Annotated in this window: 4 protein-coding genes; 3 read left to right on the top strand and 1 reads right to left on the bottom strand. The window is 69.6% G+C overall.

The features are described from left to right. The coding region (locus ABNF97_RS33765; protein ID WP_349341042.1) for an FCD domain-containing protein at window positions 1-438 on the top strand (438 nt) is incomplete at its 5' end. On the opposite strand, the gene ABNF97_RS33760 is transcribed toward ABNF97_RS33765, so the two are convergent. Next, window positions 320-757: an AAA family ATPase gene (locus ABNF97_RS33760; RefSeq protein WP_349341041.1), complete on the bottom strand. Its 438-nt coding sequence runs from the start codon at window positions 755-757 to the stop codon at window positions 320-322. The genes ABNF97_RS33765 and ABNF97_RS33760 overlap by 119 nt on opposite strands. 250 nt (window positions 758-1,007) lie before the next feature. On the opposite strand from ABNF97_RS33760, the gene ABNF97_RS33755 reads away from it, so the two are divergent. Continuing rightward, window positions 1,008-1,856, top strand: coding sequence for an SDR family oxidoreductase (locus tag ABNF97_RS33755; RefSeq protein WP_502930591.1), 849 nt, complete (start codon window positions 1,008-1,010; stop codon window positions 1,854-1,856). Window positions 1,857-1,888: 32 nt separating this feature from the next. Further along, the coding region (locus ABNF97_RS33750; RefSeq protein WP_349341040.1) for a plasmid stabilization protein at window positions 1,889-2,194 on the top strand (306 nt) is incomplete at its 3' end.

The following is a 2,194-nucleotide window of genomic DNA, read 5'->3' as shown; positions in this document are numbered from 1 at the left end:
TCCGACGTCGAGGCGGACGAGCTTGCCCGGCTGTTGATTGAGTGGTCCCCGCCCGATACCGACGGTGATGATCGGTTGGAGGCGGTCCTGCGCTTCTCCGAGCTGTCGATGCGGGTCTTCCAGGTCCTGGCCGTCGCGAGCGCGAACCGCTGGTTGCGGTCGACCTTCGACCAGCTCTCGGACCAGATGTCGCGCCTGTGGGTCACCCTGCTCAAGGGCCGCGAAGTCCCGGAACAGCTACAACAGCTCATGGACCGCTGGAACCGACACATCGCGGGCCGGCAGCCCGAAGAGATCGCCGAACATCTACCGCGGTTGATCAAAGACAGTGGCCGAGCGGCACGTGACCTGTTCCACCAACTCCCGACGGCACCGGGCCCGGCGGCACTGCCCGGGGCGACGGCGGCAGATCCCGGGTCAGGAACCCGGAGCGGGTGAGGTATCCGGACCGGGTGAGGCGTCGACGAGCAGCCGGCGGGCGGCGGCACGGGTCGGTCGTGGTGAGCGTGTCGACCCGGGCCCGGAACTCGGCGGTGGGCAGCGGCCGCCAGCCGGGCTGGTGGTGGATCGCGTCGAGTTCGACGTACGGCACGCCGAGCCGGGCGGCCAACGCCCTGGCCAGGGTGCTCTTGCCCGAACCCGAGTTACCGACCACCGACACCCGCCGCACAACCTTCGACCGTAGCCCGGCGACGCCAGCCGAGCATCCCGGCCGGGGGACGATGTCCACGATGGAAGTGATGACCGGAGGCTCCATGGAGATCGAACCGGACCTGCCCGGGGTCACGCCCTGCTGATCGCGCCCGACCCGGGCGAGGGCTGCGCCCCCGCCGACCTGGACGTGATCGAGACTTTCGCCCGGCGGCACGCCGTTCCCTGAGGGTGCTGAGCTGAACCGTCGTCCCGGGTTTACCGGGTGCCGGGTATGGGGACATTTGCCACTGTCGGCCGCGCGAGGAACCGCCGGTCGTCGCCCCAGACGCGAGGAGCAACCGAGGAGCGACCCGATGCCCGACGAGCAGCATGCCGAACCGCAGCAGGAGCCACCAGGCACCCTCGACAAGATGCGTTCCAAGCCCGACCACGGCGAGGACTCCTACCGGGGCTCCGGCCGGCTGGCGGGCAAGAAGGCGGTGATCACCGGTGGGGACAGCGGCATCGGCCGGGCGGTCGCCATCGCGTACGCCCGGGAGGGCGCCGACGTGCTGATCTCGTACCTGAACGAGCACGAGGACGCCCGGGAGACCGCGAAGCTCGTCGAGGACGCGGGACGGCAGGCCGTACTCGTCGCCGGGGACGTCGGCGATCCGGCGGTGTGCCGTGCGGTGGTGGACCGGGCGGTCGAGGAGTTCGGCCGGATCGACGTACTGGTCAACAACGCCGCCTACCAGATGACCCACGAGAGCCTCGAAGAGGTGACCGACGAGGAGTGGCAGCACACCTTCGACGTCAACATCACGGCGATGTTCCGGCTGGTCCAGGCGGCGCTGCCGCACCTGGGCGAGAAGGCGTCGATCATCAACACCAGTTCGATCAACTACGACACGCCGCGCCCGACGCTGCTGCCGTACGCGACCACCAAGGGCGCGATCGCGAACTTCACCGCCGGGCTGGCCCAGATGCTCGGCGAGCGGGGAATCCGGGTGAACGCCGTCGCGCCCGGCCCGATCTGGACTCCGCTGATCCCGTCCACCATGCCGCCCGAGCACGTCGAGAAGTTCGGCAAGAACACCCCGCTGGGCCGCCCCGGCCAGCCCAGGGAGGTCGCCCCGGCGTACGTGCTGCTCGCCTCGGACGAGGCCAGCTACATCTCCGGCGCGATCATCCCGGTCACCGGGGGCAAGCCCATCCTCTGACCATCGTTTCTCTCCCCCGGAAGGAGTGCGTCATGCCCGCAGGGTCGAGTCCGAAGCGGGAACGCCAGTACAAGCACATCAAGGCCAGTGCGCGCAAGCGCGGCGAGTCGACCGACCGCGCCGAGGAGATCGCCGCCCGGACGGTCAACAAGGAACGCGCCCGGGCCGGCGAGTCGAAGACCGCCAGCCGTTCGTCGGTCAGGGACGTCTCCTCCGGCCACCGGGGCGGGAAGCGGTCGCACACCGGCGCGCAGGGGCGTACCAAGGAACAGCTCTACAACGAGGCGAAGAAGCGCAACATCAAGGGCCGGTCGAACATGTCCAAGGCCCAGTTGGAG

It is taken from the genome of Plantactinospora sp. B6F1, from assembly GCF_040120695.1.
Classification (GTDB): domain Bacteria; phylum Actinomycetota; class Actinomycetes; order Mycobacteriales; family Micromonosporaceae; genus Plantactinospora.
The sequence above is the reverse complement of the archived record's forward strand: the minus strand, read 5'-3'. Positions and strand labels throughout refer to the sequence as shown.